23 protein-coding genes and 2 pseudogenes are annotated in these 25103 nt (G+C 58.2%); 6 read left to right on the top strand and 19 right to left on the bottom strand.

Annotated elements, in window-relative coordinates; translation table 11 throughout:
• Nucleotides 1-33: 33 nt before the first annotated feature.
• Nucleotides 34-1062: a D-xylose ABC transporter substrate-binding protein gene (gene xylF, locus B0G74_RS43355; protein WP_132383882.1), complete on the bottom strand. Its 1029-nt coding sequence runs from the start codon at nt 1060-1062 to the stop codon at nt 34-36.
• 171 nt (nt 1063-1233) lie between these two features.
• Nucleotides 1234-2556 (bottom strand): xylose isomerase, encoded by a 1323-nt coding sequence (xylA, locus tag B0G74_RS43350; RefSeq protein WP_132383880.1) that lies wholly within the window; start codon nt 2554-2556, stop codon nt 1234-1236.
• Nucleotides 2557-2827: 271 nt separating this feature from the next.
• Here xylA and B0G74_RS43345 point away from each other — a divergent pair, with 271 nt between their 5' ends.
• From B0G74_RS43345 to B0G74_RS43335, 3 genes are all read left to right on the top strand, one after another.
• Entirely contained in the window at nt 2828-4045 is a 1218-nt protein-coding gene (locus tag B0G74_RS43345) for a DNA-binding transcriptional regulator (RefSeq protein WP_132384005.1), read from the top strand.
• 33 nt (nt 4046-4078) lie between these two features.
• Nucleotides 4079-5164: an aldose epimerase family protein gene (locus B0G74_RS43340; RefSeq protein ID WP_132383878.1), complete on the top strand. Its 1086-nt coding sequence runs from the start codon at nt 4079-4081 to the stop codon at nt 5162-5164.
• A 170-nt stretch (nt 5165-5334) separates the two neighbouring features.
• Entirely contained in the window at nt 5335-5637 is a 303-nt protein-coding gene (locus B0G74_RS43335; protein ID WP_132383876.1) for a DUF4148 domain-containing protein, read from the top strand.
• A gap of 564 nt (nt 5638-6201) precedes the next feature.
• Here the strand turns inward: B0G74_RS43335 and B0G74_RS43325 are convergent.
• Nucleotides 6202-6981 carry a DUF4239 domain-containing protein gene (locus B0G74_RS43325; RefSeq protein ID WP_165924050.1) on the bottom strand — a complete coding sequence of 260 codons (780 nt, stop codon included), beginning with the start codon at nt 6979-6981 and terminating at the stop codon, nt 6202-6204.
• 306 nt (nt 6982-7287) lie between these two features.
• Nucleotides 7288-7600, bottom strand: a pseudogene (locus B0G74_RS47270) (hypothetical protein).
• Nucleotides 7601-7801: 201 nt separating this feature from the next.
• On the opposite strand from B0G74_RS47270, the gene B0G74_RS43315 reads away from it, so the two are divergent.
• The gene (locus tag B0G74_RS43315) at nt 7802-9481 is read left to right on the top strand and encodes an ATP-binding cassette domain-containing protein (RefSeq protein WP_132383874.1); all 1680 of its coding nucleotides are present in this window, start codon (nt 7802-7804) and stop codon (nt 9479-9481) included.
• A gap of 320 nt (nt 9482-9801) precedes the next feature.
• Here B0G74_RS43315 and B0G74_RS43310 read toward each other — a convergent pair whose 3' ends face one another.
• The 3 genes and pseudogenes from B0G74_RS43310 to B0G74_RS43300 form a co-directional block, all read right to left on the bottom strand.
• The gene (locus tag B0G74_RS43310; protein ID WP_132383872.1) at nt 9802-10575 is read right to left on the bottom strand and encodes a hypothetical protein; all 774 of its coding nucleotides are present in this window, start codon (nt 10573-10575) and stop codon (nt 9802-9804) included.
• Nucleotides 10572-11024: a tetratricopeptide repeat protein gene (locus B0G74_RS47750; RefSeq protein ID WP_347814529.1), complete on the bottom strand. Its 453-nt coding sequence runs from the start codon at nt 11022-11024 to the stop codon at nt 10572-10574. Before B0G74_RS47750 ends, B0G74_RS43310 begins: the two co-directional genes overlap by 4 nt.
• A pseudogene (locus tag B0G74_RS43300) lies at nt 10972-11249 on the bottom strand (transposase); the annotation flags it as partial. The pseudogene B0G74_RS43300 and the gene B0G74_RS47750, both read right to left, overlap by 53 nt.
• Before the next feature lie 237 nt (nt 11250-11486).
• On the opposite strand from B0G74_RS43300, the gene B0G74_RS43295 reads away from it, so the two are divergent.
• Complete coding sequence (locus tag B0G74_RS43295; RefSeq protein WP_132383870.1) at nt 11487-12590, top strand: acyltransferase; 1104 nt, start codon at nt 11487-11489, stop codon at nt 12588-12590.
• Between the two features lie 130 nt (nt 12591-12720).
• Here the strand turns inward: B0G74_RS43295 and B0G74_RS43290 are convergent, their stop codons facing one another.
• From B0G74_RS43290 to B0G74_RS43250, 9 genes are read right to left on the bottom strand one after another with little or no spacing between them, the layout of a single operon-like run.
• Entirely contained in the window at nt 12721-14295 is a 1575-nt protein-coding gene (locus B0G74_RS43290; protein WP_132383868.1) for a hypothetical protein, read from the bottom strand.
• A 4-nt stretch (nt 14296-14299) separates the two neighbouring features.
• A complete protein-coding gene (locus B0G74_RS43285) occupies nt 14300-14728 on the bottom strand; it encodes an FdtA/QdtA family cupin domain-containing protein (RefSeq protein ID WP_132384001.1) in 429 nt (142 codons plus the stop codon).
• A 13-nt stretch (nt 14729-14741) separates the two neighbouring features.
• The gene (locus B0G74_RS43280; RefSeq protein ID WP_132383866.1) at nt 14742-15095 is read right to left on the bottom strand and encodes a GtrA family protein; all 354 of its coding nucleotides are present in this window, start codon (nt 15093-15095) and stop codon (nt 14742-14744) included.
• Between the two features lie 2 nt (nt 15096-15097).
• Nucleotides 15098-16027 (bottom strand): glycosyltransferase family 2 protein, encoded by a 930-nt coding sequence (locus B0G74_RS43275; protein ID WP_132383864.1) that lies wholly within the window; start codon nt 16025-16027, stop codon nt 15098-15100.
• 4 nt (nt 16028-16031) lie between these two features.
• Complete coding sequence (locus tag B0G74_RS43270) at nt 16032-16982, bottom strand: GNAT family N-acetyltransferase (protein WP_132383862.1); 951 nt, start codon at nt 16980-16982, stop codon at nt 16032-16034.
• Nucleotides 16979-17899, bottom strand: a complete 921-nt coding sequence (locus tag B0G74_RS43265) for a hypothetical protein (RefSeq protein WP_132383861.1) — start codon at nt 17897-17899, stop codon at nt 16979-16981. Before B0G74_RS43265 ends, B0G74_RS43270 begins: the two co-directional genes overlap by 4 nt.
• A gap of 2 nt (nt 17900-17901) precedes the next feature.
• Nucleotides 17902-18582, bottom strand: coding sequence for an acetyltransferase (locus tag B0G74_RS43260; protein ID WP_132383859.1), 681 nt, complete (start codon nt 18580-18582; stop codon nt 17902-17904).
• Between the two features lie 11 nt (nt 18583-18593).
• A complete protein-coding gene (locus tag B0G74_RS43255) occupies nt 18594-19346 on the bottom strand; it encodes an SAM-dependent methyltransferase (RefSeq protein WP_132383857.1) in 753 nt (250 codons plus the stop codon).
• Nucleotides 19343-20464, bottom strand: coding sequence for a DegT/DnrJ/EryC1/StrS family aminotransferase (locus B0G74_RS43250; protein WP_132383855.1), 1122 nt, complete (start codon nt 20462-20464; stop codon nt 19343-19345). Before B0G74_RS43250 ends, B0G74_RS43255 begins: the two co-directional genes overlap by 4 nt.
• 148 nt (nt 20465-20612) lie before the next feature.
• Between B0G74_RS43250 and B0G74_RS43245 the strand changes: the two genes are divergently transcribed.
• Entirely contained in the window at nt 20613-20894 is a 282-nt protein-coding gene (locus tag B0G74_RS43245; protein WP_132383853.1) for a hypothetical protein, read from the top strand.
• Here the strand turns inward: B0G74_RS43245 and B0G74_RS46115 are convergent.
• The 3 genes from B0G74_RS46115 to B0G74_RS43235 all read right to left on the bottom strand — a co-directional run bounded on the left by B0G74_RS46115 (nt 20891) and on the right by B0G74_RS43235 (nt 24801).
• Nucleotides 20891-21040 (bottom strand): hypothetical protein, encoded by a 150-nt coding sequence (locus B0G74_RS46115; protein WP_165924049.1) that lies wholly within the window; start codon nt 21038-21040, stop codon nt 20891-20893. The two genes, B0G74_RS43245 and B0G74_RS46115, sit on opposite strands and share 4 nt — an antisense overlap.
• Nucleotides 21041-21203: 163 nt before the next feature.
• Nucleotides 21204-22664, bottom strand: coding sequence for an amino acid permease (locus B0G74_RS43240; RefSeq protein WP_132383851.1), 1461 nt, complete (start codon nt 22662-22664; stop codon nt 21204-21206).
• Between the two features lie 211 nt (nt 22665-22875).
• Nucleotides 22876-24801, bottom strand: a complete 1926-nt coding sequence (locus B0G74_RS43235) for a potassium transporter Kup (protein WP_132383849.1) — start codon at nt 24799-24801, stop codon at nt 22876-22878.
• Between the last annotated feature and the right edge of the window lie 302 nt (nt 24802-25103).

The following is a 25103-nucleotide window of genomic DNA, read 5'->3' as shown; positions in this document are numbered from 1 at the left end:
CACGCATCGAGGTCCGCCGCGCACACGTTACGCTCATTGGCTCGCGAGCTGGGCCTGAGTATAGAAGCCGTCCTTGACGACTACATCGACATTGCTCTTGGTGAGCAACGTGGGTTGCAGGAGCACCGTGTCGACTTTCTTCTTGCCGTTGTCGTATTGCGAGTTATACGCGGGCTTCTCGCCCTTCGCCAACGCCACGGAGAGCTTGGCCGCTTCGCCGGCAATCAGTTTCAGCGGTTTGTAGACGGTCATGGTTTGCGTGCCGGCAATCACACGCTTCACGGCCGCGAGGTCCGCGTCCTGCCCCGACACTGGCACCTTGCCCGCCATGTGTTGCGCGGCGAGCGCCTGGATCGCGCCACCCGCGGTGCCGTCGTTCGATGCGACGATCGCGTCGATCTTGTTGTTATTCGCCGTCAGCGCATCTTCGACAATACGCAGCGCCGTGGAAGCGCTCCATTCCGGCACCCACTGCTGACCGACCACTTTGATGTCGCCCTTATCCATGGCGGGCTTCAGTATCTTGAGCTGGCCTTCGCGGAGCATCTTGGCGTTGTTGTCGGTGGGCGCGCCGCCGAGCAGGAAGTAGTTGCCCTTCGGCTGCGCGTTGTAGACGCCTTGCGCCTGTAATTCGCCGACCTTTTCGTTATCGAACGAGATGTACGCGTCTACATCGGCATCGAGAATCAGGCGGTCATATGAAACGACCTTGATGCCCGCTTTCTTTGCTTCGGCGACCACGTTGCCTAGCGTCTTCGAATTGAACGGCACGATTACGATGACATCCACGCCGCGCGAGATCAGGTTTTCGATCTGCGAGATCTGCCGCTCTTCGCTCGCATCGGCGGATTGCACCGACACTTTCGCGCCGAGTTTTTCCGCTGCGGCGACGAAATAGTCGCGATCGCGTGACCACCGCTCTACGCGCAGATCGTCGATACAGAAGCCAATTTCCGGATGATCCTTGCTCGCATGCGCGAGCGGCGCGGCAAGCGACAGGCTGGCGAGCACCGCTCCACACACGAGCGAACTCAATACGGTACGACGCGTTGCGAATTTCATCTCTGTCTCCTTCTTCTGATAGCCGGAATACCGGATTGGACGGTTTGCGCTGCGAGCCGCAAGACCGGACAAGCGACAACCCAAAGCTTCCTATTTCGCGCGGTCGGCGTGGCCGCGCGATTTTTTTGGTGGTGTGACTACTTTCTGATGCGTTGCTTCTTGAGACGCGGATCAACGTCCGCTGTAAATCGCCTGATTCACGATGTTTTCCATCAACTCCTGATGGCCGCTCGCGTGCTGCGGGTTCAGACCGCGCGCCAGTGCATCCGCCGCCAGTGTGGAGAGCGAATAGTCGCCGGAAAGAATCTTGCGGCCGAATTCCGCTTCCCAGCCCGCGTAACGTTGACGTTTGAATTGATCGAGACGATCGTTTTCGATCAGCACCGCCGCGCGCTCGACGGCGAGCGCGAGGTTGTCGATCGCCCCGATGTGGCCGTAGAACAGATCTTCCGGATCGACACTTTGGCGCCGCACTTTCGAATCGAAGTTCATGCCGCCGGTTGTAAAGCCGCCGTGTTTGAGGATTTCGTAGAAGGCGAGCGTCAGTTCTTCCACACTATTTGGGAATTGATCCGTGTCCCAGCCGTTTTGCGGATCGCCGCGATTCGCATCGACGCTGCCGAAAATACCCAGCGCGTAAGCCGTGGCGATCTCGTGATGAAACGAGTGGCCCGCGAGCGTCGCATGATTGGCCTCGATGTTCACGCGAATCTCTTTGTCTAGCCCGTGTTGCAGTAAAAAGCCATGCACGGTCGCGACGTCGTAATCGTATTGATGCTTGGTCGGTTCCTGTGGTTTGGGTTCGATCAGCAGCGAGCCTTTGAAGCCGATCTTGTGCGCATGGTCGACGACCATATGCAGAAAGCGGGCGAGTTGATCGCGTTCACGCACGAGGTCGGTATTGAGCAAGGTGTCGTAACCTTCGCGTCCGCCCCACAGTACATAGTTATCGCCGCCGAGCCGTTGCGTCGCATCGAGCGCGTGGCGCACCTGGGTTGCCGCAAACGCGAACACTTCCGGATCGGGACTGGTCGCGGCACCGGCCGCATAACGGGGATGCGAGAACAGATTGGCCGTGCCCCACAGCAGCTTGATGCCCGTGCTCTCCTGCTTGCGCGCCAGATAGTCGGTGATGCGCAAGAAGTTTTCGCTGTACTCCTTCAGGCTCGACCCTTCGGGCGAGACGTCGGTATCGTGGAACGTGTAGTACGGCGTGCCGAGCTTCGAGAAGAACTCGAATGCGGAATCCGCCTTTTGCTGCGCCCGCTCCATCGCGTCGCCGGGTTGCTGCCAAGGACGCCGGAACGTTCCCTGCCCAAAAATATCCACGCCCGGCCAGACGAACGTGTGCCAGTAGCACACGGCAATGCGCAGATGTTCTTCGAGTGTCTTGCCGAGCACCTTCTTGCTTTTATCGTAGTGGCGGTACGCAAGCGGGTTATCCGATTGAGGGCCTTCGTAGCGGATCTCGGGAATGTGTTCGAAGTAAGACATCAGCGTCTCCAGTTTATGGTGCACCGCAACCCGTGCGACGTCGCCGCGCCGGTTGACAAGGTGACGCCATGCTGCCGCTTGCACGATGCATCGGCAATTGCGAAATTGCGCAGCGTGCTTGATGTTTCTTACCGCCCTCGTTTTTGTTTCGCACCGGCGCGCGATTCGAGGCCTAGAATAACCAGACGCTTAAAACCGCTGCCGTTCAAATTAAGCATCCAACAGGAGACAAAGGCGTGACGGGTCGTTGACCCGCACACCGCTCACCGCCATGACCCGTCCGCAAACACCACAGACGACCCATCGGATCGCGCTGCTGTTCAACGCGAACAAGGTCTACGACCGCGAGATCATCACCGGCATCGGCAACTACCTGCTGTCTACGCGCGTGGCGTGGGATCTCTTTCTCGAAGAAGACTTTCGCTGCCGGCTGACGGGTATAGAACGCTTCGACGGCGACGGCATCATCGCGGATTTCGACGATCCCGCCGTGGGCGAAGCGCTGCGCGATTGTCCGTTGCCGGTGGTCGCCGTGGGATCGTCGTTCGAAGATCCGGCGCACTATCCTCCGGATTTACCCTATATCGCCACCGACAACAGCAAGCTTGTTTCGCTCGCTTATACGCATCTGATCGGCGCGGGTCTCGAGCACTTCGCGTTGTACAGCCTGCCGCAAGCGCAGGAGAACCGCTGGGCCCAACAGCGTGAACTCGCGTTCGCTCATTTGCGCAGCGCGGACGGACATAGCGCGGAGCAGATCGACAGCGAGATGTATCGCGGCCTCTCGACCAGCGCGCCGTCATGGAACCAGGCGACCGAACAGCTCACTGCGTGGCTGCGGGATTTGCCGAAGCCCGTTGGTGTAATCGCAGTGACCGATGCGCGTGCGCGGCATCTGCTTCAGGCGTGTTTGATCGCCGGCATTCCCGTGCCCGAAGAAGTCGCGATCATCGGCATCGACAATGATCCGCTGACCCGCACGTTGACGCGTATTCCGCTTTCATCGGTGATTCAGGGTACTGAGGAAATGGGCCGCACCGCTGCTCACCTCTTGCATCAGATGCTGCATGGCGCGCGGTTTCCGGGGCGGCGCATTCTGGTGCCGCCGGTCGGCATCAACGTGCTCGAATCGACGAAGCACCAACCGCTGGCGAGTCCGTATGTGATGCGGGCGCGGCACTTCATTCGACAGTACGCGTGTCAAGGCATTCGCACCGAACAGGTTGCCGACTATGTGGGCGTGTCGCGCTCATCGCTCGAAGAGTACTTTCGGCGCGAACGGCAGTGCACCGTGCATCAGGAAATCCTGCGCCATAAACTCGATGTCGCAAAAGCATTGCTGGCGAAGCGCGATGCGTCGAGTGCGGAAGTGGCGATCCGTTGCGGCTTCACGTCGCTGCAATACATGTACGCGGTGTTTCGCCGTGAACTCGGCTGTACGCCGCGCGAATACCAGGAGCAGGCGAATTCGACGTCCGCGCCAGGCTGAGCATGCCTATTCTCTTTTCTTCTCACTGACGACATGATCAGCATCGCACAACTTTCTTCCGAGCCGTGGGGCACATTGCGCGGCGGCGATTCCGTCCGACTCTTCACGCTGCGCAACGCGCACGGTATGAAAGTCGCCATTAGCGATCTGGGCGCGACGCTGGTCTCGTGGCATGCACCGGATCGCGCCGGCGTGCTCGGCGATATCCTGCTCGGCCACGACACGCCGGCTGAATACGTAGCGGCGACCACTTACATGGGCGGCCTGATAGGCCGCTGGGCGAACCGCATTGCCGATGCGCGTTTCACGCTCGACGGCATCGAGTACACGCTCGACCGCAACGAAGGCGCGAACCTGCTGCATGGCGGCACGGTGGGGTTTCATCGCGCGCTGTGGGACGTGAGCGAGGACGACGGTGCGTTGCTCATGCGACTGGAGTCGCCCGAAGGCGATGCCGGTTTTCCGGGCAACGTGACTACGCAAGTGCGCTACTCGCTCGACGACGACGGCACGCTGACCATCGCCTATGAAGCGATCACCGACGCCGCGACGCCGCTCAATCTGACGAGCCATCCGTACTTCAACCTCACGGGCCGGCCGGGTGCCGACATTCGCGGCCACGTGTTGTCGATCGATGCGGACCGCTTCTTTGAGGTCGACGCCGCTATGATTCCGTCCAAGCTGGCGGAAGTGGCAGGCAATGCCTTCGATTTTCGGCAGAGCGCGCCGATCGGCGCGCGGCTCGACTGGCCGCACGCGCAGTTGGCGACGGCCGGTGGCTTCGATCACTGCTACGTGCTGCGCGATGCCCCCGACGCCGGCACGAACGGTGCCACCCCGCCGATACGTCGAGTCGCCTGCGCCTACGATCCCGCCAGTGGACGCGAATTGACCGTCTCGACCGATCAACGCGGCTTACAGTTTTACAGCGGCAACTGGTTAAAGGGCGACTCAGGACGCGGCGGCATTGCGTATCAAGCGCACGCCGGTTTGTGCCTCGAAGCGGGGGGCTTTCCAAACCAGGTCAATATGGCTGAGCAGGACGAGGTGATCGTGCGAGCCGGCAGCACGTATCGGCAGGTGACCGCGTATCGAGTCGATGTTCGCCAAGGCGTGTAGCGCGATTCTTCATATATTACGGACCACATTACATCAGGCCGACTTATTGTTTGTAGCAACACTGAATTACCGTATCAGTGGTTTCCCCTAGACGACTACCTTCCTAGAATCCGTGGATGGTGCCAAAGATTGCTGCGGCGCCCCATAAAATATTCTCGGAGGGAAGCATCATGAAATCGCTCGTCAAAGCCGTGGCGCTAGTTGCAGTGTTCGCAGCGCCGGTGGCATCGTTCGCGCAATCCGAGCAACCGCTCACGCGCGCCGAAGTCAAGGCGCAATTGAAGCAGATCGAACAGGCCGGCTATAACCCCGCGGTCGCAACCGACTCCACCTACCCCGCTGACATTCAGGCGGCCGAAGCTCGCGTCGCCGCACAGAACAATGCAGCGACGGGATATGGTCCATCCACCGCTGGCTCGTCGGAAACCGGCTCTGACGTTCCTGCCGGCAATCCGAATCTGCAAGGTCAGTAGTACGCAATCTATTTTGGGCAAATCGATGCGAGCGCATACTTTAGGCATGCGCTCGTATTCTTGCTTCGAATGCCTGGCCATGACAGCGCAATGTCAGGAATTCCTTTGACGAAAATAATGGCTCGGCCGTCCTAGGGCCGCAGTTCGACGGTTCTCAGCATGCATTCATGTGCATCGCGAGAACTTCTACTCAACGCCGCTTCGGGTTCTTATCCCGCTGCATGCGCAAAATATGCTGACACCGAACGTTGTTGCCCGGGCGCTTGACGGCGTGCCCCCGACGATTGATCTCGCCCTGGGATACAACAATGCGAATACAAATCCATTGCTCCTTCGGCTTTTTATCTCGTGCCGACGAGTTGGTCGCAAACGTTCAAGACCAGAGCATCATCCGATACGCCGTCCAGGTAATGGGCGCGCGCTCGTTGCCCCCGCATGTTGTGCGGTAAGAGCCGTCGTCAAGCATGCTCGCCTCGAGATCGAATGGCCGCTTTGCCGGACTGCGCCGCCGTCTGAATGTCAGAGTGGCACAAAACACGAGTGACCCTTCCTGGCCGACAACGCTCAGCGATCCTCAGGTATCACCTGCAACAGCGGCTCGGGCGTCAGCGCGATTTCTCCTGTAAAGGGCCGATCGTGGGAGAGGATGAGCAAAACGGTTGTGGCGAGTGCCGCCGAAAACAGACCGATTGCCACGGCGGATGTCAGCCGGTTGTCGCAATGAACGAACGCGATGGCGAACAGCAGGCACACCGCCAGAAAGGCCAAGCATAACCATTTGATACCATTCACTTCGCTGCGACTGATCAGGATACGCTCGCGACGCACTTCGAGAGCATGCTGCAGGGACGCCGCGACCTCGCGCTGCGCCGTCTGCTGTCCGGGCGTAACGACTGGTAGGGATAGCGTGAACTTCAGTGCGTTGTTCAGCGTGGGAGGACTAATGTTAAGTGTAACGGCTCCCTTCGCCACCTGCGGCCATTCAGTCGTCGCGGTGTACTGGATGTAGTCTCGGACCATCCTTCGCAGTTCGGTCTGGGCTTCATTTGGCAAAACGGCAGACATGACAACGACCGATCGCAACGCACTCGCTTCAGTGGCGACCGCGATATTGGCGCGCGCCGTATCGTTCCAGACCTGCGAGGCCGTGAAGACGATAAATAAGCCGAATATGATACCGAGTGGAGAAAGCAGACCGGGAGAAATTGCCTTGAATGATCGCCCATATCGACCGGCAGCAAGCCATCCGGTGACGACATGGATGGTCGCGCCTGCGAGAAATATCGCACTGAAAGTGACCAGTGCCATCAACCATAACGGCAGCTCGTGTACCCATGTACTCATGATTGTGGTTGCGCAATGCGCGGTCTGAACGGGATATTCCTGGTGGGTCGGGGAGTCCAAACTCCTCAACCAGACCACGAAGCTCCATCGGTAGTCTGTGCGCTCGACCACGTTGCGTCGTGATGGCCGAATTACCGCTCCGGTCACGCTCTGGTTGTCTTTAATTTTGCCGCTGGTAGATTGCCGCCGATTTGCTTATGGCCGTCGAAGGGCTGCTTCTGGCTGATAGTACTCGCACGACATCAGGCGAGATAGCGGCCGCACGAGCCTACATAACCGCTTTGGCGTGCGGCCGGTTACGGCGCGCTAGATCTCGGTCTGCTCTGAGATCTCGAATGCATCGCCGACCTCTATGCCAAGGTATCGCACGGTACTTTCCAGCTTGGAATGACCAACACCTGACTACCGTGCATGACATCGCGCACACGGAAATTGACGAGATCACAGCCGCGCAGCTTGCTATCACTGCGACGTTGAACAGCGCCAGATCGCGAACCGAATGGGCATTCTGGAGATGAATCCGGATTGTCCAGATTTCCTTCGGCTTCAGCGGTGGCTTTTGCCCGATTAACTTGCCTTTGTTCCAAGGCTCCCGAGTTTGCCTGGTTACACGTCGGATGCGTGCTACAAGCCAGGAGCCGTCACGCACCGTTTGTTCGCTGGCCCAGCAGCCGGAACACCCGGCGCGCCAGTGCCCGCCTCGCTTTGCGGCCGGTGGGCGCCGCAAAGAGCAAGCGGCTCTTCACTCGTGCGGCCAGAAAAGAGACAGCCCTGTGCGTCCGGTGGGCTATCATGCCTATCCTCTCCGAAGTAGCTCCTTATGATTTCCGTCCGTAATGTCACGCTGCGCCGTGGCGTCAATGTCGTACTCGACCGCGCGTCCGTCACCTTCACCCCTGGCGAAAAGATTGGCCTTGTCGGCCGCAATGGCGCCGGCAAGTCATCCTTCTTCGGCCTTCTCAACGGCACGCTGCACGAAGACGGCGGCGAGTTCTCGATTCCCGCTGCATGGAAGATGGGCCAGGTCGCGCAGGAGATGCCGGAGACCGAGCAGAGCGCGACCGACTTCGTAATCGACGGTGACACCGTACTGCTGGCCGCGCAGGCCGAAGTAGCCGCCGCTGAGGCCAGCGACGACGGCATGCGCATGGCGCACGCCTACATGGCCCTGCACGATGCCGGTGCACATGATGCCCCCGCACGTGCCCAAGCGCTGATCCTGGGCCTTGGCTTCAGTGCCGCGCAGCTTAGCCAGCCGGTCAACAGTTTCTCCGGCGGCTGGCGCATGCGACTGCAGCTGGCGCGCGCGCTCATGTGCCCGTCCGACTTGCTGTTGCTCGACGAGCCGACCAATCACCTCGACCTCGACGCGCTGGTCTGGCTGGAAGCGTGGCTCAAGCGCTATCCAGGAACCTTGGTAGTGATCAGCCACGATCGCGAATTCCTCGACGCGGTGACGCAGGTGACGGTGCACGTCGACAACGCCAAGCTGGTGCGTTATGGCGGCAACTACAGCAAGTTCGAAGACATGCGCGCTGAGCAACTGGTGTTGCAGCAGGCCGCGATGGCCAGGCAGGTGGACAAGATCGCCCACCTGCAGAAATTCATCGACCGTTTCAAGGCCAAGGCCTCGAAGGCGAAGCAGGCGCAGAGCCGGGTCAAGGCGCTCGAACGCATGGAGAAGATCGCACCAGTGCTTGCCGACGCGGAGTTCAACTTCGAGTTCAAGGAGCCGCTCAACGTCCCGAACCCGCTGCTGTCGATGCTGGACGCAAGCTTCGGCTACGCGGCGCCGACCGGCGCACCGCCGGGCACGCCGCCGACGGTCATCGTGCGGGGCATCAACCGATCCGTGCTGGCCGGGCAGCGCATCGGCATTCTCGGTGCCAACGGCCAGGGCAAGTCCACTCTGGTGAAAACGGTGGCGCACGAACTGGCGCCGATTGCCGGCGAAATCAGCGAGGGCAAAGGCCTGAACATCGGCTACTTCGCACAGCAGGAACTCGACGTGCTGCGTCCCCTCGATACGCCGATGGAACACATGATCCGCCTTGCCAGGGACACGCCGGCGCACATGCGTGCCCCCGGCCAGAGTGGCACCGAACAATCGCTTCGCACTTTCCTCGGCACCTTCAACTTCAGTGGGGACATGGTCCATCAGGCGGTGAGCACGATGAGCGGCGGCGAAAAGGCGCGGCTCGTGCTGTGCATGATCGTGTGGCAGCGCCCCAACCTGCTGCTGCTCGACGAGCCTACCAACCACCTCGACCTGGCCACACGCGAAGCGCTAGGCATGGCACTCAACGAATTCGAAGGCACGGTGATGCTGGTCAGTCACGACCGGTCCCTGCTGCGCGCGGTATGCGACGAGTTCTGGCTCGTTACCAAGGGTGGCGTCGAGCCCTTCGACGGCGATCTGGACGATTACCAGCAGTTCCTGCGCGACGAAGCCCGTCGCATGCGCGAGCAGGCTGCCGGGGAGCAGAAGATCATCGCCTGAGTTTTAGCAATCCCATGGCAGTTCCAGTTTGGAAGCTGCCATAGCCCTCGCACGAGTCGAAGGGCCGCTTAAGGTCGGGAGTGTGAGCTCACTGATGCAGGATGACGCCACCGGGTTGCTCGATGCCTCGATCGTCGGCAATCGGCCACATTGCTGACGTAGAACCCAGCCCGTCCCAATGACGGCTTAGGCCGATAACTTGTTCCTCGAATCAAGCGTCGACAACAGGCTCATGATCTGTGCGACTCCAGCCCCTGAGTCGCCACCTTCATAGCCGTTACGTCCTCTACGCCAGCTTGTCGAAACGTGCCACTCCTATTTCAGCGATACCGAGCAACCAAAGCACGGTAACGTACATCATCCCTCAAGCCGCTCAACTCCGGGGCGCTGTCGAGAAAAGCAAAGCCTCGATAACCTGACTTGAACGCATCGCTAAGCCGACTAATGGCGGCATCGTATTCCCCGTCGTGTGCTGCGGCGAACGCGAGCTTGACCTGCGCGACCCCGCCTCCAGTCACGACTTTGTCCATGCCCACAGAAGGCGAAACAGTCGGCTCACCAACGCGATAACGCTGAGCAGCGGATATAACTTCAGGAGGTTCGGCGTTCACGTTCTTCGGTTCACTCCTCCTTACTTCCACGTCTGCCGACTGCTTACTCAACACCGGAGCTTGCGTCGCGGGGCCGAGCCCATTTGCCGAAGTCTCTGCAGCGTTAGCCGGTAACGCCGATGCGTGAACGTCCTCGACGACGCGACGATAGTATACGGGCCCAACGAGAGGTATCTTCAGATACATCCGGTCAGGGCCATCGAAGTAAAACGTAAATCCGACCCCGTACGACAAATCGATCGTCACAGCATCCTTCTTTCCCTCAATACCTTTGATCGGAAGGCTTGCCCCCGTGTCGGGACTGACGATCTGCGTGTTCGACACTACGATATTAAGGCCAACCGGCAACTGCACGCTATCGAAAGCAACGCGTTCAGCATGCCAGTGGCCGATGATCGACGGCCCAACGGATTTCGAACATCCGCAGACAATCGCTAACGCTGCGCACAGCGCGGCGGCTCGCCGATAGCTAGAGATGTTCACGTCGTCGTACGATACTTTTTGATCAACGCCGTGAAGCGCGGGTCGTTCCGGATAGCGTCGAGATCGGGGTCCTTCTGCATCTCGTCGAAGTACGAGAACCCGTTCAGAAAACTGGCTTCCAGTTCCTTGAACGCGTCGTCTGTACGACCCTGCTTCAGCCTCAGCACCGCCATGTTGTAGTAGACCAGCGACTGCTTCGGATCGCGAGCCGCGGCATCGCTCAGTTCTTTCTCGGCATCATCGAGCTTTCCCTGAGACATCTGTGCAATGGCGACCTTGACCATCTCCTTGGCAGCCACCTGGTTGCTGGCCGACTCGGCGCCCGACGCGTCTCCGTTCGAGAGCTTTGCATCACTATCTTTGCGTTGGGCAGTGATAGTCGCCCACGTCAGCGAGCCCCTGAGCGAAGGCCTGCAGGGCCTGCTGTGCGGCCTGCTCGCTCGGGGTATCGTGATCTGACACAACGCCGTGGCGACAGCCTTGCGATCCTTGTAGCTGGCGTGCTCCAGACTGCTACGGATCAGGTGCACGATGCAGGTCTGCACGGTTGTGCGGGGATTAGCTGCGCCGATCGCCTCGGCCAGTCCCTTCAAGCCGTCGACCACGGCAATCAGGATGTCCTGGCATCCGCGCGTCTTCAATTCGTTGAACACCTTGAGTCGGAACTTCGCGCCCACCGCAAAACTGTCCTTGGTTGGTGATCGCTAAGACGTGGGCTTGCCCACAATAAAATCTGATGGCCCCGCCGACGCAGTCGTATCGCCCAGCAAACCAACTCTAACTCTAGTTTTCGGGTCTGGGAAATAAGGCTTGCCAGGCAATTGTTGTTCTGTCTCCGGGCGAATCGTTTCACGGAAAAGTGCGTCCGCCATCATTTTTGTTACCATTGCCGCTCAATCCGAACGAGCACCATGGCAAACGGCAACAAGACCTTCTATCTCCCCTGGATCGACGGCCTCAGGGCAGTCGCTGCTTTGTCAGTCGTCGTGCATCACAGCGATCTTCTGGCGGAGCCGTCGATAGCTGCGTTCAGGAATTTCCTCGGGTGGTTCGGGGTTGATCTGTTCCTTGTGCTAAGTGCGTTTCTTCTGTCACGCCTTCTGCTTATCGAACGAGAAACGACGGGCGACGTCAGCATCCTCAACTTCTATATTCGTCGGGCCTTGCGCATCTGGCCGCTCTATCTGTCATTCGTCACACTCGCACTGCTTTGGGGGCTGATTTGGGGCAATCAAGGCACTGTGCAGCTGTTCGGCTGGTACGTGTCCCATCTGACCTTTACCCAGAACATCGAGGCGGCGTATCACGGATATACGCCGTTTCCGTTCTCGTCGCATTTGTGGACGATCGCGCTCGAAGAGCAGGCTTATTTGCTGATCCCCATCGCAACTGCAACGTACTTTTCGCGTGGTCACGTGCGAGGCTTGAAAATGGCGCTCGCTGCGGCGGCAGTAGGCTTTATGTTGATGCGTCTCGGCGTCGTGCTGATCGGCCGTAGTCATCCATTCGTATGGGTCTCACCGCTGAGAGCCGACACGTTTCTGTTCGGCATATTCATGGGTCTCGGCACTTCAGTCGGCGCATCGACGGATTTGCGGACGCACAAGTCATTGCTTTCTGCTACTGCCGCTTTGCTGATACTCTCGGCGCTCGTATGGATGGGGCCGCCCGGTATCTCGCGAGTCTGCGAGGTGATTGGTTATCCCGTCATGGCGTTCGCGTGCTGTCTGATTGTCTACGCGGTCTCGATGTCATCGAAGCTGCGGGCAGCGTTCGGTTGCCGTCCTATGCGCCATCTGGGAAAGATCTCGTACGGGATCTATGTGTTCCACATTTTTGCGCTGACAGAGACCGCCAAAGTCCTGGATCAGCTTGAAGTGCATAACCGGTTCTCGAGATTCGCTGTCGCCGTCGTGGTCACGGTCTTGCTAGCGCACGCTTCGTATAGGCTTCTCGAGCGTCCTTTCCTGCTTTTGAAGAACCGTTTCACATCGGTACAGAGCCGCCCCGCCTGAAGTCGCAGGATAGACGCCCGCTCGCATATGCTGCGCTGACTCAGGCGAACGGGCGTCATGGTGGCATTGTGGGGGCTTAAGCTGCAACGCCAGGGTTCTCTTGCGTGCTCCCCTAGCCCATTCATTCGTGTCAACGCTGGCGCAAAAACAACTCTGCGCTGGAGTTTCCGTAATCTCGGGCAGTCGATGCGTCAACCCTGCCAGCGGGCCGATATTGCGGGAGCTCCCGGATCGCTTGCGTGACGGCCGAACTACCAGGCAAGTCTCTCTCGGTCGCGACGACCACATCGGCCGGGCAACTCTCGATGGCTCGTTTTACGGCCTTTTCGTCGAAGTGCAGCGTGACAGCCGTCACGGTCAGATTACTGACGCCGTAACACGGTGGGCGAAGACCCGTGAGGGGATACAGAACCAGCATCGCAGCGCTCGAACTCAGCGTGGCGTTGGCAGGAGCAACGCGTTTGATCTCATCGGCCAAGAGCAGATAATTGCTATGCTGAATCGACTCGTCGGCCCAATATTTCCCGTGCGTCTCCTTGAGCGCGGGGTAGGTAAGTCCCCAAAAGATGCTGCGTTGAAAGTTGAGTTGAGGCCATACGAGCAGTAAGGAGACGCCAATGCACAAACAGCTACAAATGAGCTTTTGCGCCCGGCCAGCAAACTGGCAAGTGCTCCAACCCAAGCTCGTAATGCCGCACAGGCCGATCAGCGACCACGAGAAATGATAAGGAAAACCCAGTTTCGCGAGCGGTTCAACGAAGGGAATCAAGCTGACGGCGGCCCAAAAAGCGAAAGGCTTCAGATATTCCGTTGTTCTTCCGCGAATCGATGCGATGACGATGCATGCTGTTGCCACCAAACTCATGACCAGCCCTGCAGCAGCAGCCTGCGCAGCGAGTTGCCCGCTCGACTTGAAGAGCTTAAATCGCAAATCGCCGAACGCTCCATAACCAGCGCCAGTGTCAACATACCCGGCTATAAGGCTGGATACGCCGCCGGAGCCTCGAAGGGCGATTGCCAGGATAAGTATGAGTGATCCAGCCGCCAGCCCGCCTGCAACGTAGTGCTTCAGCCCGCGGGTGCCCCGCTCCACGAAGATGGTAACTGCCCCCAACACGGCGAAGAGAAGTAGCGTTTCCCGCAAAAGTACGCCGAGCGCGACGAGTACGCCCATGGCTAAGTACCTGGACGAACTGGCTTGCTGCTCGGACAAGAACAGGATCACCGCATAGAGCAACGGACACAGCGCTATGAAGAAGCTGTTCTTGAACCCATATTGAATGAATGCCGGGTGGTTCAGCAGCGCAAAAAACAGCGCGGTGATGAGCGCGCTCGCGGTCAGGCTTCCACTCAAACGTGCTGATATTCGCAGCATCAAGACGGCGGCCAGCGCGTCCGGAACGATATCGATCAGCCGAAAGGCAAAAATGGGATTGACGTTCAGCGAGTAGACGAAAGACGTCATTAACGGGTAGAGCATCAACATGCCGTCATTCGGAAGACGCAGGTCTTGCGATAACCGGTCATGGATAATCAGCGCGTAGTACCCGTAGATGCCTTCGTCCGTGGACGGATAGCCACCGACTACCGCCAGTCGCAGCACAACAACGACGAGCACGACGAACAAAGCGGCGGCGATTAGCCCTATGCGTTGGCTGTGTGCGCCTGACGTTGGCTCTGATCTCAATGTTACGCTGCGGTACATTCAGTCAATCCTGCTTTGACGCTAGATCTTTCATCAGGGCGAGATAGTCATCGTAGTCTCGGATATAGTCGGCTTCATTGTACATATCAGACGCAAGAATCAGCGCGACCGAGCCGGGATCGAAATTGACCTCTGCCGCCCAAATCAACGGGGGCACATGCAGGCCCTTCCACGGCCGATTCAAATGGATGCGCGTGCGATTCTTGCCGTCGTCGACCTCGACGTCGAAGCTGCCCGAGAGACAGATGATTAACTGATTCAGCGTATGGTGCGCATGCGCACCCCGGCTTTCTTCAGTGGGAACGTCGTATAAGTAGAAAACACGTTGGATCGCGAATGGCACATGTTTATCGCTTTCGATAAACGTGAGGTTGCCTCGTGGATCAGTGATCTTCGGCAGCTCGTAGAGCTTGCAGTCGGAAATGGCAGGCATAGTAGTCATGGACCTACTCACGGAAGATTGCGCGGGTGAGAATGAACATCGCGGGAACGGTCACACAAACGACGATGAGTGGCGCGACCTGCGTCGGAACGTGCAGCACATGTACGCAGAACCTCAATATACCTATTCCGATCGCATAGTTGATTAGATAAGCCAGCGGATATGATGCTGCGGTCCGTACGCTCAGATTCTTTTTGAATACCCATTTTGCGCTTAGCAGGTAACCCAACGCGATACCAGCCGCGTACGTGATTGTGTAGGCCCACGTGTAAGGAAGAAACTGCAGCAAAAGCAGGTAGAGGATGTAGGTGGCAAGCGTATTGATCACGCCCGAAACCAGGAATCGCTTGAACCTCATCTTTACCAGACCTGCTCGATGACCGTCTCCGGGCGCCGGTTCGTTTCTTCGAAAATCCGCCACAAGTACTCACCGATCAAGCCGAGCATGACAATCACGAGTCCCAGCATGAAAGAGATCAGAGAGACGATCGTCGCAAATCCAGGAACGGAAATGTTGTGAAGGAATGCGCCGATCACGACGACAAGCCCATAGACGAAACTGCACACCGAGATGACTGCGCCGACGCCCGAAATCACCCGGATTGGTGTGATTGAGAAACCCAGCATGATGTCGAGAAATGCTGAAAATTTCTTGGCAAACGTCCAACCGGACTTGCCGTGGCGACGTGCCGGGCGGTGATAGGTGATCACGCTCGGCTCATAGCCCAGCCAATAAGCGAGGAGCGGCGTAAAAACTGATTTCGAACTGTTCAGAAGATGGGGCAATAGCGCTTTGTCCATCAGCGCCATGTCGTAACCGCCGTCCGGGTAGTCGCGAATGACGAGTGCCCGCAGCAATTTATAGTGAATACGCGAGAAGATCTTCGACACGACCGGATCATCTCGGGTTACGCGCTCGCAAATAACAAATTTGGAACCGGCCAGCCACCGGTCGACCATCTCATTGATCAGCCCAGGCGGGTCCTGCAGATCCGCAGCAACGACGATGAATGCGTCACCCGTCACGAAGCGGAAGCCCGTCTTCGAACAGTGAACCGCCCCGAAGTTGCGAGTCAGCTTGACGACAGTGGTGGCCGGCCGGGTGTTCTTGAACTGCAGCAACAGCTCCAGGGAATTATCTTTTGAGCCGTCATCGACGAAGATAAGCTCAAGCAGAATATCGCGGGCGAGCAGGCCCTGTTCGAGCGCGACAAGCTGCGGGAATAGGTGCGGCAAACTTCCGGCATTGAAGTACACCGGAACGATCAAGGATATTTTTTTCTGACTCACAATCTCAAATCGCCAATTCGTAATATTCGTGGGCTACACCGCCGCCGCCAAATTCGGACTTGAATCGGAACAGTCCGTCGTTCAGTACCTGGCCTGCTGATTCATTACTCGTGCCAAAGTCGAAATACCGTGCTCCACCAGCGCGGGCTTCTTCTATGGCGGCGCCAAACACCGCGTCGAGCGCGCCAACCTGATTGCCGCTCTCATTGGACGCGATGTATTGAGCGTGCCACACATTCCTCGAGCAGAACAAAAGGACGCCCGCGATCACTTTTTCATCCATAACGGCACATCGAAGCTGAATCTCGTCGGGAAAGCGCGACGCCAGCAGAGCGATTTCGTCGACCGAATGAACCGGAACAGCCTCGTGACGGCGCGCAAGCGTTTCGGTCAGAACCGCCCAGAATGCCGGCAGGTCGTCGATAGCCGCGCGCAGCGTGACGGTCTTGCACGCCTTGCGCCTCGCACGCTTTCGACGCTCGCTGACGGGCCGCTGGTGCTGTAGATCGATCGTGCAGGACAGATCGCATCGAACGCGCTGCGCATCATGACGGAAAAGCGCATACACGTCGTCTTGCGAGGGAACCCGCGCGTAGATAAACGGGACCACTTTGTAGACCAGTTTGCGGATACCACGGTTGCGATAGTGATCCTTCAACGCGCCGATCGCGTCGATCATTCGCTGACCGTGAAGCCATCCGGCGTGTGCAATGCCACCGTATGTTGCGCCCGGATGACTCACTACGATGTCCGAATCGCCGGCCGCCTTCGCCGCTGGAAACAGACCCACCAAACGCCCCTCGTTCATTAGCAGGACGGAAGCGTCTTCGAAGCGTGCACCGTGATATGACAGAAAGCGTCGCGTGTGCAACAGCGTTGCATTGTCGCATTCGCGACACCAGTCATCCCATGCTTGTGCGTGTTCAGCGCTGTAGTCGACGATATTGATGTTCACTTGATCAGTTCCGCGACACCGAAGCCCGTCACGCCGAAATCGTTGCCGTTGTATAAGCAGAAAGTCTTGTCGCCGGCATTGACCACCGCCGCGTATTCGACCGTCTCGTTGTCCCAGCCGGATGCGGAAACGTCCAGTCCCATCTGTTCGTCCAGCCGCGTCCAGTGCCGGCCATCGGGCGATTCGGCGTAGCCCATCCGATAACCCAGCGGCTGCTTCTTCCTCACGCTATAGAACATCTGGTAGCCATCATGCTTCTTGACAACGTAAGGCCGGCCGAACCCGTGTTCGACATCGCGATTCATTTCGAAGACGCGACTGCCCGCCTCGGGCCATATGACCCCATCCGCGGACTCCAGGTAATGGAGGTCGTAGACCGGCATGGCTTTTCCTTCCAGCGTCTCCCATTCGCTTCCTGCGACGTACCACATGCGGTAAACGCCGCCTTCGGCCATGACAAATGGGCCGCCACGAATATGCAGCTCATGTGGCGATCTTTCCAGAATCGGAGTAGCTCGAAGACGTTGGAACGTCTCGCCGCCATCGTGACTGATGGCAAGTCCAGTCAACAAGCGGTAGCGGATTTGATGACAAATCTCAAAGCCGACGTAGTACATCGCCAACGTGCCGTCCGGACGCGCGAGCACGCATGTCTGGAATACACCATTGTCGTCAAAGGCACCCGGTACGCCAACGTCGAGGACAGGGTCTGGCGATACACGGAGCACGCGCGTTGGATCGCCGGCGTCAACGTCGACGAAGCCAATGCGGCCAATACCTTTTTCGTCACGCCCCTGCACGTAGATGCGCAACGTGCCGTCGTCAAGAAACAGCGGCGTCGGACACGACGCATGGGACCGGGCCCACCAAAGGTCACCGGTCGGGCACCAGACGACGCCCAGCTTTCTCCATTCCATTTTTAGTCCGCGCGTACTTTGAAGAAGCGGCGAGCGCTTACTCTTGCGGGTTCGCTTTTGACACCGCCGTAGAGCTTGTCAGGTTCCGTGTCACTCGAGATCGAAACGCCGGGTCCGATCCAATTGCTTTCGCCAATGTTGACGTTATTGCTGACCGTCGAGTTGACACCCATGAAGGTATGGCGCCCTATCGTACAAAACCCGGAAATCACGACTTGCGACGAGATGAAGCAGTGACTGTCCACCTTCGTATGATGCCCAATGTGATTGCCGCTCCAGAGCACGACATTGTCCTCAATACGGACAAACGGCTGCACGGTATTGTTCTCGAAGATAAAGCAATGTTCGCCGATCGACGCGTTTGGCCACACGAACGCTTTCGAACTGATATAGCTTGCGGGCTTGTAGCCTTTCGCCTTGCACGTTTCATAAAGGCGCGCACGCAGCCGGTTCAGTTGCGAATAGACAATTGCCGCGTAGAAGTCGACCCGCTCGGGCGGATAAAGCTCTTCGAGCCGCTCCAGCGGCACCACCGGCAAATCGAACAGGCGGTCGCGCGTCATGAATTCCGATTCGACGGCGAAAGCGACCACGTTGTACGCTGAGTCGTGCGTGAAGTACTCATACGCAACTTCGGCGAATGCACTGTCGCCAACGATAACCAGGTCTCGGGTCTTTTCCATTTGCGTCGCTTTTACGGTCGTTGGATCAGAATGTCTTCGCGGCGATTCGCCATGGGCAACGCTCGCCCTTGCGGCAGCACGTAGGCATCGAACCCAGCGGATCGCGCCCGCTCGAGAATCGAGAAGACGACGGAGTCATCGATCTGGTCATGCTCGATCTGATTGAAGCTCACGACCGGATCGTCGGTGGTGCGCATGAACTCCTTGTGGAAACGGACACCCGTTTCGCTGGAGAAGAAACGTTTGCGCTTGGATACATTCGGTATGTCGCCAATCAACATCTGACCTCCCGGCGCCAGCAAGGACAGCGAATCGTCGAGGAAACGAAAGAACGGCGCCTCCAGCACGATGTATTGCAGAACGCTATAGCAGAGAATGACATTTGCCGTCTCTCTGAGTCCGTCGATGACGCCAGGGCAATCGGGGTAGCGCGCTGCAACCTTCGTGATGAATGGCCGATCGTCCAGTTGCTGCAACATTTCCTCGCTATCCACCAAAGTGAGCAAATGGCCGTTCTTCTCGCAAAGACCTATCAGCATGCCCGGAAGATCGCTGCATCCAGGGCCGATGTCGAGCACGTTCTGTTTCGGAAGTTGCAGGTTGTCCAGTTTGCCGACGATGTCCGCGAAAATGTGACTCTCGAAACCTTGACGATAGTCGTCCGGAAATCCGATCCGCTCGTATTTCGACAACGAGTCGTCGCTCGCGAGCCGCCGGAAATCGTCGAAGCCGATCTGCGATGTGCGGTTCTTTGGTTGATTCATTGCGCGGACTCACGTGCGAAATAAGCACAAACGGATTCGATAACACGATCCACCTGCGCCTCGGTCATTCCCGGGAAGCACGGCAACGTGACGATCTCGGCCGCGCTCTGTTCCGTCACCGGCAAATGTTGACGGGGTGAAGCGGACCGGCTTGTGTAAGCGGTCTGCCAATGATCGGGAATCGGATAATGCACTTCCGTTGCGATCTGCTGTTCGCCAAGATACGCGCGAAACGAATCACGGTCGCGCACGCGAATGACGTAGAGATGGGCAACGTAATCCGCATCCACGGATGAAGCGATCCTGGCCGGTAGATCTTTGAAGGCGGCGTTGTATCGCCGCGCCACGGCTCTACGTTGCGAATTCCAGTCATTCAGGTGCGGCAACTTCTCGCGCAGGATCGCCGCCTGCACTTCGTCCATACGGCTATTTCGGCCGCCCGCCAGCTCTACACTGTATTTGGCGTTCCAGCCGTACTGACGCAGCATCTTCAGCTTCTGTGCGATCACCGGGTCCGAACATACGGCTGCACCGCCGTCACCTAGTGCGCCCAGGTTCTTGGTCGGATAAAAGCTGAAACAGCCAATTGCGCCAAAGCTTCCCGCAATACGCCCCGCGCGCATTGCGCCATGAGCTTGCGCACAATCTTCGATGACAGGAACGCCGGCTTGTGCGGCAATCGCTACGAGTTCTTCGATAGCTGCGAGTTGTCCGTACAGATGCGTAACGAGAATCGCCTTGGGCTTCTCGCGCGAAAGCAGGTCACGAAGGGCGGCCGGCGACATGTTCAGCGACGAAGCATCGACGTCGACGTAAAGGGCGCGCGCTCCAATCGCATTGACCGCCGTGCTGCCGTAATAGCCCGCGTTTGCCACGAGCGCCACGGAATCGTTGGACGTTACATCTAGAGCTCGCAACGCGAGTTCCAGCGAGTCGGTTCCATTAGCAAGTGCAACGCAGGTATCGACGCCGATATACGCGGCGAACTCCCGCTCGAAGTTTGTCACTTCATTGCCGAGGATGAACCAGTGACTGTTCGCCACGCGGTTGAACGCACCAGCCAGGTCGATGCCGCGATTCGAGGCTTCAATGGAAAACAGAGGGACCTTGCCGGCCATAGCGCGCGTACCTCCGCAATGTGATTTACGCCATCACACGCGAGCGGTGCGATGACTTCGATTAAGTTGTTACCGCGTGAAGTGTGCCCGAATCAGATTCGAGAAGGTGACGACGGCAAACGCCTATCATAACTCATGGCGAATGTCGATGTCACGTTTGAAAGGTATTGGGCAGACGCTGGGGAGACGGGTCGTGAGCTTAGATTTCGATGTCACGCGACAGCGAGATAAGATGCGCCGCGCGATCAGACGATCCAACCCCGAGTCGGACGGCGGATGGAAATTGCTGCGCGGCACTCAGCGCGACGGCAAGCGAGGCCGCAGCATATCAGATACTGACAAGGGGACGATCGCCCGAATCAACCGCGAGCAACTTATCAAGTGCCGGCAGAACGCGGCAAGCTTTGATGCGGAAAAAAACTCCTTCTAATTCCCCTCCCGCTCATCGGGCATATGCCGCCGCATAAAAACGTCGATGCCATCCACGCGCGACGAGGCAAACGCCCTAACCACCACGACACCAACGATACACAAAACAACCACCACGGCCGGAATCTCGAACAAGGTCATATCCACGACAAACCTCCTCATAAACCAGGAGTAGCCACGTCGTACTGCATCGTCGCGGCTACCACTCACACTCCCAGTCTACGAAGGCAGACCTCAGCCACCAAACGAGCATTTTTCATCGATATGTGAGAAATATTTGCAGTAGCGCCGCCCCGGCGCCACCGCCCTCTCAGTGCCGCTCAGGAAAGCGCAACTTTGAATGATTGCGACCATAAGAAATATAAATGGTCATCCCGATCACAAGCCACACGACAAGCCGCACCCACGTGACGAGCGGCAGCCCGGCCATCAGCAACAGACAAAACAGGATCCCCAGAACCGGCACGATCGGTACACCAGGAACCCGGAACGGGCGTGTGGCATCAGAGTCACTGCGCCGCAAATAGATCACGGCGCCGCACACAAGAATGAACGCGAACAAAGTGCCGATGCTAACCATCTCCCCCAACACGCTGATCGGAGTGAGCGCCGCCACGATTGCGACGACCGTGCCAATCAGAATCTGACTCAAATGAGGCGTCTGAAGACGCGGATGAACTCGTGCAAAAAGAGGCGGTAGCAAGCCGTCCGTCGACATCGTGAAGAAGATGCGGCTCTGCCCGTACAGCAGCACGAGGATCACGGTGGTCAGTCCTGTCAGCGCACCGATCTTGATCAGAATCGAGAACCAGTTCAGGCCAATCGCATCCACGCCCTTCGCGATCGGATCAGGAACATTCAGTTCAGCGTACGGTACGAGTCCAGTGAGAACACCCGCGACGAGGATGTACAAAATGGTGCAGATGATCAGCGACCCCAGAATGCCGATCGGCATGTCCCGTTGCGGTTTTTTCGCTTCCTGTGCGGCAGTGGAGACCGCATCGAATCCGATGAACGCGAAGAACACCACGGCCGAGCCACGCAGAATCCCGCTCATGCCGAAGTTGCCGAACTCGCCAGTATTCGCGGGAATAAACGGATGCCAGTTCGCCGGCTTGATGAAAAACATGCCGAGCGCGATAAAGGCCACCACCACGGTCAGCTTGACCGCCACCATGACGTTGTTGAGCCGTGCTGATTCCTTCGTACCGAGCACGAGCATGGTGGTGAGAATGGCGATGATCACGATCGCGGGCAAATTGATGATGCCTGTCGCGGTGGTGCCATCGGGTAGCTTGATGATGGTGCCGGGTGCGGTGGCTAGATCGGGCGGGATATTGATCCCCACGTTATGCAGCAAGCTCACGATATAACCGGACCACCCGACCGCGACAGTGGCGGCGCCCATCGCATATTCGAGGATCAAGTCCCAGCCGATGATCCACGCGAAAATTTCACCCAGCGTGGCGTACGTGTAGGTGTAACTGCTGCCGCATACGGGCAACATCGCTGCCAGCTCCGAATAGCAGAGGCCGACGAACGCGCACGCAATGCCACCGAGTACGAATGACAGGATGATGCTCGGGCCGGCGAATTGCGCCGCGGCGGTGCCGGTCAGAACGAAGATGCCGGCGCCGATGATCGCGCCAATGCCCATCGCCGTGATGCTGGTTGCGCCGAGTGTTTTCGATAGTGCGTGGCCTTCTTCCGCGTCGGCGCTTCCTACAATATCGGCGACGGATTTTCGTGCCATGTAGCTCGTATCAGCCATGATGAGTCGTCCCGTTCAATTGGTGTTTAGGCACGAGCCGACTCGGTTTGCTTCGGCTCGCGGAGCACGACAAAAACATCTGTTACTGAAGACTAGCGGGTAAAGAAAAGAGGAATAGCAAATTCAGTGTATTCCGAATTAAAAGCAAAGTGAATGTTTGATTCTCTCGCGCCTGCGGACGATGCCTTTTGCTCGCGTTCTTATGCAATCTTCAAATCTCCACGCGTGCCCCCAACTCAATCACTCGATTTGCCGGCAGCTTCAGATAAGCCGCAACGTTACCCACGTTATGCAACATGACTGAGAACAAACGCTCTCGCCACATCGCCATGCCGCTATCACGAGTGGGCACCAAGGTCGCACGGCTAAGGAAGTAGGAAGTCTCCGCCGGCTCGAATGTCAAACCTTGCGACTTACAAATTTCAAGCGCGCGCGGCAAGTCGACCTCGTCCATGAAACCATACGTGATCGTGACCTGGTAGCAGTCCGAATCTAGCGGGTGCACACTCACGCGCTCACTCGTAGACACCCACGGTATCTCCTCATTGTTCACGGTCACGAAAACGACACGTTTGTGCAGCACGCGGTTATGCATCAAATTGTTGATCAACGAATGCGGCACGCCATCAGGATCGGGCGATAGAAAGATTGCCGTGCCACCGCATCGCATCGGCGAGTCCTTCAGCAACGTGGCCAGATAGGGTTTGAGCGGCATCGTCCCGGCCCTCACGCGCGCTTCGGCGCGCATCATCTCCCAGCCTCGTCCCCAGGTCGCCATGATCGTGTAGATGATCAGCCCGACGAGGAGCGGGAACCAACCGCCCTGCATGAGCTTCAGCAGATTCGCGGAGAAGAACGCCGCGTCGATCACGAAGAAGAAACCGGTCGCAAACACGCATAGCAGCCAGTTGTAATGCCACGCGTAGCGAATGACGAAGAACGTCAGGATCGTCGTAATCAGCATCGTACCGGTGACAGCGATACCGTACGCGGAGCCGAGCGCCGTGGATGAACCGAAGCCGAGCACAGCCGCCACGACGGCGGCCAATAACGTCCAGTTGATGCCTGGCACGTAGATTTGCCCCATTTCCCTTTCCGACGTGTAGACGACATTCATGCGCGGCAGAAAGCCGAGTTGCATCGCCTGCTTCGTCATCGAATACGTGCCGGAGATAACGGCTTGCGACGCGATCACGGTCGCGACCGTCGACAGCACGATCATCGGATACAGCGCCCATTGCGGAAACAGTTTGTAGAACGGATTTTGCAGCGCGCCCGGATCGGCAAGCAGCAACGCGCCCTGCCCCAGATAGTTCAACGCAAGCGCGGGAAACACGAGGCCGAACCACGTCAGCCGGATCGGCCTCGCGCCGAAATGTCCCATGTCCGCATAGAGCGCTTCCGCGCCGGTCAAGGACAGAACGACCGCACCCAAAGCAACGAACGCCAGCCACCGATGATGCAGGCAGAACGCCAGCCCCGTGAGCGGATTGAGCGCGACGAGAATCGCGGGCGCGCGCATCAAGTTGATGACGCCCACCACGGCAAGCACGATGAACCAGAGCACCATCACCGGTCCGAACACGATGCCGATACCGGCTGTGCCGCGCTTCTGCATCAGGAACAATGTGACCAGCGCAACCAGCGTCACGGGAATCACACAGGTCTTGAGAAACGGCGCGGCGACCTGAAGACCTTCGACCGCGCTCAACACCGAGATCGCCGGCGTGATCACACTGTCGCCGTAAAAGAGTGCTGCACCCATGATGCCGACACCCAGCAACATATGGCGCAAGCGCGGCCGCGTGGCAACCGACGACGCGGCCAGCGCCAGCAGCGCCATGATCCCACCTTCGCCGTGATTGTTCGCGCGCAGAATCAACGTGACGTATTTGAGCGAGACGACGATGATCAGCGACCAGACGATCAGCGAGACAATGCCGACCACATTCAGCGCGTTGAGCGACAGTCCGTTGACTGGATCGAACACCGTCTGCAGTGTATAGAGTGGACTGGTGCCGATATCGCCATACACCACACCCAATGCTGCAAGCGCGAGTGCGGGCATTGCCGGCCGCCGATGCCCGCGCCCGCCGGAATGGCCCGCATCGGGCGCGGCGGATACTGACTGGCTCATGTCTCGCTCCAGTTTCGCGTTCTCGCGGTGCAACAATTGGCATTGGCCGATGCACGTGCGGAACCGATTCATGCTCTTGTCAGGCCTCGTTTTTTTCGAGGAGTCGCCTGCGTCCCCACGCAACAGTCAGCGCCGCCGAAGCAACTTCCGTACGAGGAACGGGCGTCCCGTTGCCCTATCGCCGGACGCGCATTCGTATTGTTCTGATGTTTTGCGTACCTGCCTTCCGCGAACGTGACCTGCCTCTTTTCCTGAAGGACGGTGTGCCACTAATTCAACATATACCATTGGCCGATTGCGAC

This window comes from Paraburkholderia sp. BL9I2N2 (assembly GCF_004339745.1).
In the GTDB taxonomy this organism is placed as follows: domain Bacteria; phylum Pseudomonadota; class Gammaproteobacteria; order Burkholderiales; family Burkholderiaceae; genus Paraburkholderia.
Note: the sequence above shows the minus strand (reverse complement) of the source record. Positions and strands in the feature narration are given on the sequence as shown.